The sequence below is a fragment of the Noviherbaspirillum sp. genome (genome assembly GCF_036846085.1).
In the GTDB taxonomy this organism is placed as follows: domain Bacteria; phylum Pseudomonadota; class Gammaproteobacteria; order Burkholderiales; family Burkholderiaceae_D; genus Noviherbaspirillum.
This window is the reverse complement of the sequence record NZ_DAIUCO010000323.1, coordinates 1-5,321: the sequence shown is the minus strand read 5'-3', so window position 1 is coordinate 5,321 and position 5,321 is coordinate 1. Positions and strand designations below refer to the sequence as shown.

Annotated in this window: 7 protein-coding genes; 3 read left to right on the top strand and 4 right to left on the bottom strand. The window is 59.1% G+C overall.

What is annotated here, in order from left to right:
- The coding region (locus V7080_RS23775; protein ID WP_334190857.1) for a PHP domain-containing protein at positions 1-163 on the bottom strand (163 nt) is incomplete at its 3' end.
- 71 nt (positions 164-234) lie between these two features.
- Positions 235-1,110, bottom strand: a complete 876-nt coding sequence (locus V7080_RS23770; protein WP_334190855.1) for an alpha/beta fold hydrolase — start codon at positions 1,108-1,110, stop codon at positions 235-237.
- A 116-nt stretch (positions 1,111-1,226) separates the two neighbouring features.
- Between V7080_RS23770 and V7080_RS23765 the strand changes: the two genes are divergently transcribed.
- Positions 1,227-2,909: an acyl-CoA synthetase gene (locus V7080_RS23765; RefSeq protein WP_334190854.1), complete on the top strand. Its 1,683-nt coding sequence runs from the start codon at positions 1,227-1,229 to the stop codon at positions 2,907-2,909.
- A 49-nt stretch (positions 2,910-2,958) separates the two neighbouring features.
- Here the strand turns inward: V7080_RS23765 and V7080_RS23760 are convergent, their stop codons facing one another.
- Together V7080_RS23760 and V7080_RS23755 are read right to left on the bottom strand one after the other, a co-directional pair.
- Positions 2,959-3,231, bottom strand: a complete 273-nt coding sequence (locus V7080_RS23760) for a hypothetical protein (RefSeq protein ID WP_334190853.1) — start codon at positions 3,229-3,231, stop codon at positions 2,959-2,961.
- Between the two features lie 108 nt (positions 3,232-3,339).
- Positions 3,340-4,170: a ferritin-like domain-containing protein gene (locus V7080_RS23755; protein WP_334190852.1), complete on the bottom strand. Its 831-nt coding sequence runs from the start codon at positions 4,168-4,170 to the stop codon at positions 3,340-3,342.
- 51 nt (positions 4,171-4,221) lie between these two features.
- On the opposite strand from V7080_RS23755, the gene V7080_RS23750 reads away from it, so the two are divergent.
- Complete coding sequence (locus V7080_RS23750) at positions 4,222-4,746, top strand: gamma carbonic anhydrase family protein (RefSeq protein WP_334190851.1); 525 nt, start codon at positions 4,222-4,224, stop codon at positions 4,744-4,746.
- Positions 4,743-5,321 (top strand): Hsp33 family molecular chaperone HslO (gene hslO / locus V7080_RS23745; protein ID WP_334190856.1); only part of this gene is annotated, 579 nt, incomplete at its 3' end. The genes V7080_RS23750 and hslO, both read left to right, overlap by 4 nt.

Sequence of the window (5,321 nt, the reverse complement as noted above, 5' to 3'; positions counted from 1 at the left end):
GCGCCGCTGCGGCTTCGCGGGCTTCCGCAATCCCGCTGATTTCGTCGTGGTCGGTCAACGCCCATACCTGAACGCCATTTGCGCTGGCGCGCGCGGCGACCTCCGCGGGCCGCAAGAGGCCGTCGGAGATGGTGGAATGGGAATGAAGATCGACGTTAAGCATGTGCAATGGTACTCAGGGCGTATGGGAAACGGACATTGTACGCCGACTTACGCCGGTGGATGCGGGCCCCTTCAGGTGAGAAAGCGCTCGATCAGCCCCGCCAGCGCTTCAGGCTGATCATGATGCAGCATGTGACCGGCATCGTTGATCACTGCGGTTTCCACCTTGGGGATGAAGCCGATACGGCGGTCAATTTCGATGCGGGCCGTTTCCTTCGGTCCCATCCAGCGCCACACATCGGTATGGTCGGCTTCCACCCAGAGAACGGGTGCGGCAATCTGCTTCCAGCAGGCCGTGACTTCCTCGACGTGATACAAAATCGGGCTGATCAACTTATGCGCGGGATCGCCCAGTATTTCCCATTCGCCGGTCGCGTTTTGCGCAGACCAGTGCGAGGAAAGAAACTCCGCACGGTCGTCCCGCAGGCGCGGATTGGTCTTCTGCAATCGGGCGGCAACCTCGGACCGTGACGTATAGGTTCGCATGCGCGGCGGCTGGCGCAATTCGTCGAGCCAGTCGGCGTAGCGCTTCGGTGCCTGTTCCGGCTGAGTGACTGCCAGCCCGAAACCTTCCAGGTTGACCAGTTTGCTGATCCTGTGAGGACGAACCCCCGCGTAAATGGTCACGACGTTTCCGCCCATGCTGTGTCCGAGCAGATTGACCGGATCCTCCGGCGAATAATGGTCGAGGATCGCATCCAGATCGCCAAGATAATCCGGAAACCAGTAGCAATCCGCATCAGGTTTGTCCGTCATGCCGAAGCCGCGCCAGTCCGGTGCGATCACGTGCCATTCATGACGCAGGCAATCGACGACGAACTGGAAGGAAGCGGACACATCCATCCAGCCGTGCACCATGAATAGTTTGGGGGCGTCCTCCGCTCCCCAATGTCGGATGTGGTAGTTAAGGCCGCGGACCTTGATAAATTCCGAGCGAGAAGATTTCATTGCTGTTTCCTGGATACCGATATGGGCAAGGCGGCTTAGAATTGCCAAATAGTTTTGCCGCCATGGCGAAGCAATCATTAATAGAACGATCGTTCGATAATTATACTGGAGACCGCATGAGTTCCGCCGCCAACACCGTGTCGGGTGACCACTACCAATCGCTTTACCAGGACTTTCGCTGGCATGTACCGGCCACGTTCAATATCGCCGAGGTGTGCTGTTCGCGCTGGGCAAACGACGCCTCCCGGATTGCGATCCATTACGAGGACGAGTCCGGCAACGCCTCCAGCCTGACCTATGCGGACTTGCATTCGCAAGCCAATCGGTTGGCCAACGTGCTTGCACGACTCGGAGTCCAGCGTGGCGACCGCATCGCCATCATTCTGCCGCAACGGCCAGAAACCGCCATTGTGCATATTGCCTGCTACCGGCTCGGCGCCGTTGCCATGCCGCTGTCCATCCTGTTCGGCCCCGAAGCGCTCGAATATCGCCTGCAGAACAGCGAAGCCGGTATTGCGATCGTTGACGGCGCGGGGTATGAAAATCTTGCATCGGTACGGGAGGCATGCCCTGCCCTGCGCCACGTGATAGCGGTTCATGCGGATGCAGGCGATGCGCTGGACTGGCATGCGGAAATTGCGAATGCCGATGACCGTTTTACGCCAGCCGTGACCGCGGCGAGCGATCCTGCGGTGCTGATCTATACCAGCGGCACAACCGGCGCACCCAAAGGGGCGCTAATTCCCCATGCCGCAATCATTGGCAACCTTACCGGCTTCGTCGCTTCGCAGAACTGGTTTCCGCAGCCCGGGGATGTGTTCTGGTCGCCGGCCGACTGGGCCTGGACCGGCGGACTGATGGACGCCCTGCTGCCGACCTTGTATTTCGGCATGCCGATCGTCGGCTACCGTGGGCGGTTTTCGGCGGACACGGCGTTCTATCTGCTGGAAAAGTACGGCGTCACCAACACCTTCCTGTTTCCGACCGCGCTCAAGATGATGATGAAAGCCCACCCATCACCGCGCGAACGGTACTCGTTGAAACTAAGGGCCATCATGAGTGCGGGCGAAGCGGTCGGCGACGCGGTGTTCAACTGGTGCCGTACCGCGCTGAAAGTCATCCCGAATGAAATGTTCGGACAGACCGAAATGAATTACATCGTCGGCAATAGCGCCCAGAAATGGCCTGCCAAACCCGGTAGCATGGGCCGCCCCTATCCCGGCCACCGCGTGGCCGTGATCGATGACGACGGCAATGCGGTACCACCCGGTGAAATCGGCGAGGTTGCCCTGCATCGCACCGACATTCACGGCACGCCCGATCCGATATTTTTTATTGGCTACTGGAAGAATCCGGAGGCGACACGCAACAAATTCACCGGCGACTGGTGCCGTACCGGCGATCTCGCCATGATGGACGAGGACGGCTATCTCTGGTACCAGGGCCGTGCGGACGATATGTTCAAGGCCGCCGGTTACCGCATCGGCCCGTCGGAGATTGAAAATTGCCTCGTCAAGCATCCGGCGGTGGCGAACGTCGCAGTCGTTCCCAAGCCCGACGCCGAACGCGGCAATATCGTCAAGGCATTCGTGGTGCTGACTGTGGACACGCCACGGAATGCGGACCGGGATGCTGCGTTGATATCGGAACTCCAGGCGCATGTCCGCGGCAAGCTGGCGCCCTATGAATATCCGAAGGAGATCGAGTTCATCGACGAACTTCCGATGACAACGACCGGGAAAATCCAGCGGCGCGTGTTACGCCTTCTGGAGGCGGACCGGGTGAAGAAATCAGGTTGACTTGGGAATCTGCACTCGCCGGAAAGACGGAAAAATATGGTAGCGCGTCCTATTTTTCCTGATGCTCGCTCTTCTGGGCTTCCTGAGCGGCGCTCTGCAGTTTCTCGCCGGCTTTCTCCAGCCCTTTTCCGGCCTGTTCGGCGAGCTTGTTCAACTGCTCGCCAGCCTTGACTGCGGCCTTGTCGATCTGCGCGCCGGCAGTCTCGGCCGGCCCTTCCGCGCCTGCTGTCGTATCGGTTTTCTGGCAACCTGCCATGGCTGCCATCAGGCAGGCGAGCGATAGCAGTTTCGCAATGCTTCGGAAAGAATTCGTTGTATTCATTTTTTTCTCCCACAAAACGCAAGTTTCGGTGATTTCCATCAGGAGAGACCGTTTCGCTGCGGTTTGGTTTCCGCTTCGGCAATGAGACTGCGTTTTCTTTGCACCAGGTCAGTCGGCAAGGGCAGCCAGTTCGGCATCGGTAAAACCGGCGGCACGGCGCGCATCGAGGTTGAACGGGCCGCGAAGCGAAGGTGCCTTGAACTGCTGTGCAAGCGCTGCATAGGTCGCGACCGGATCAAGACCACGCGTCTGGCACAGCCAGTTGTACCAGCGGTTGCCAACGGCGACGTGGCCGATCTCGTCGCGCAGGATGATGTCAAGAATTTCCGCCGCGCGCGCATCGCCGGCCTGAGCCAGTTTTGCGCGCACTGCCGGCGAAGCATCCAGGCCACGGGCTTCGAGGGTTCGCGGCACGAGGGCAATGCGGGCCAGGACGTCGCCACGGGTTTTCTCGGCCATCTCCCACAAGCTGCCGTGGCCGGGAAAATCGCCGTAGCAGAATCCGAGCGTCTGCAGATGCGCCGATAGCAAGGAGAAATGAAATGCCTCCTCGGCGGCGACATTCAGCCAGTCCGTATAGTAATCGGGCGGCATCCCGGGGAAGCGCCAGATCGCATCCAGGGCGAGATTGATGGCATTGAATTCGATATGCGCCAATGCATGGACCAGTGCGGCACGCCCCTCCGGGGTGCGCATCGAGCGCTGCTTCACCTCGAGCGGCGGCACAAGCCTTGGCAGGTCTGGCCGGCCGGGAATATCCATGGTTGCCTGAATGTCCCGCTGCGGATCGAGCGATACTCCGCCGGCAATCCACGCAGACCGCAATCCCGACACAGACTCGGTTTTACGAATCACATCGGATGCACATAAGCATTCCAGCGCTGCCGCGCGCAGCTCTTTCACGACGGAAACGGCATCAATCAATGACGGTGGATTCATGCAGGCGGCGGTAAAATGTCTTTTTAAGAGCCCCACATTCTACGACTATCCATGGCCATCTACCAATTGGGCGAACATGCGCCCGACATCGACCCCTCCGCCTTTATCGCCGACTCGGCCAACATCATCGGAAAAGCGCGCATCGAAGCCAACGCAAGCGTTTGGTATGAAGCAACGATTCGTGGCGACAACGAACTCATTGCCATCGGGGAAAACAGCAATGTGCAGGAGGGCAGCGTATTGCATACCGACCCGGGCTTTCCGCTGACAGTGGGAAAGAACGTCACCATCGGGCATCAGGCGATGCTGCATGGTTGCACCATCGGCGATGGCTCTCTCATTGGAATCCAGGCAGTGATTCTCAACGGCGCGAAAATCGGGCGCAACTGCCTTGTCGGTGCCGGGGCACTGGTTACCGAAGGGAAGGAATTTCCCGATAACTCGCTGATTATCGGCTCACCCGCAAAAGCGGTGCGCACATTGGGCGACGACGACGTGGCGCGGCTCGGCAGGAATGCCGACAGCTATGTCAAACGCGGCCAACTGTTCAAACAGCAACTTAAGCGGATCGGATAATGGACACGCTGCAAAAATTCATGTTCGATAACGGCGCGGTGCGCGGCGAGTTGGTGGACGTTTCGGACACCTGGAAACAGGTGCTCGCACGCCAGCAACATCCTGCACCGGTCAAGGCATTGCTTGGCGAGATGCTCGCAGCCGCGGCGCTGCTGTCGGCCAATCTTAAATTCAACGGCGCCATCATCATGCAGATCCACGGCGATGGACCGGTACGCCTGCTGGTCGTGGAATGTGACTCCAACCTCCAGTTGCGTGCGACCGCCAAACTATCTGCCGAAACGAAAATCGATGCAGACGCCAACCTGAAACAATTACTCAATCAGAAAGGCCACGGCCGATTCGTGATCACGCTCGACCCCCAGGACAAGTTACCGGGGCAGCAGCCATATCAGGGCATTGTGCCGCTGGACGGCGATTCCATCGCGGAGGTCATCGAAAATTACATGCTGCGCTCGGAGCAACTGGATACTAGGCTATGGCTTGCGGCCAATGACAGCGTTTCGCATGGATTGCTGCTGCAGAAATTGCCGAGAGAAGGCGGCGTGGACATGCCGGGATCATCGGATGTGGAG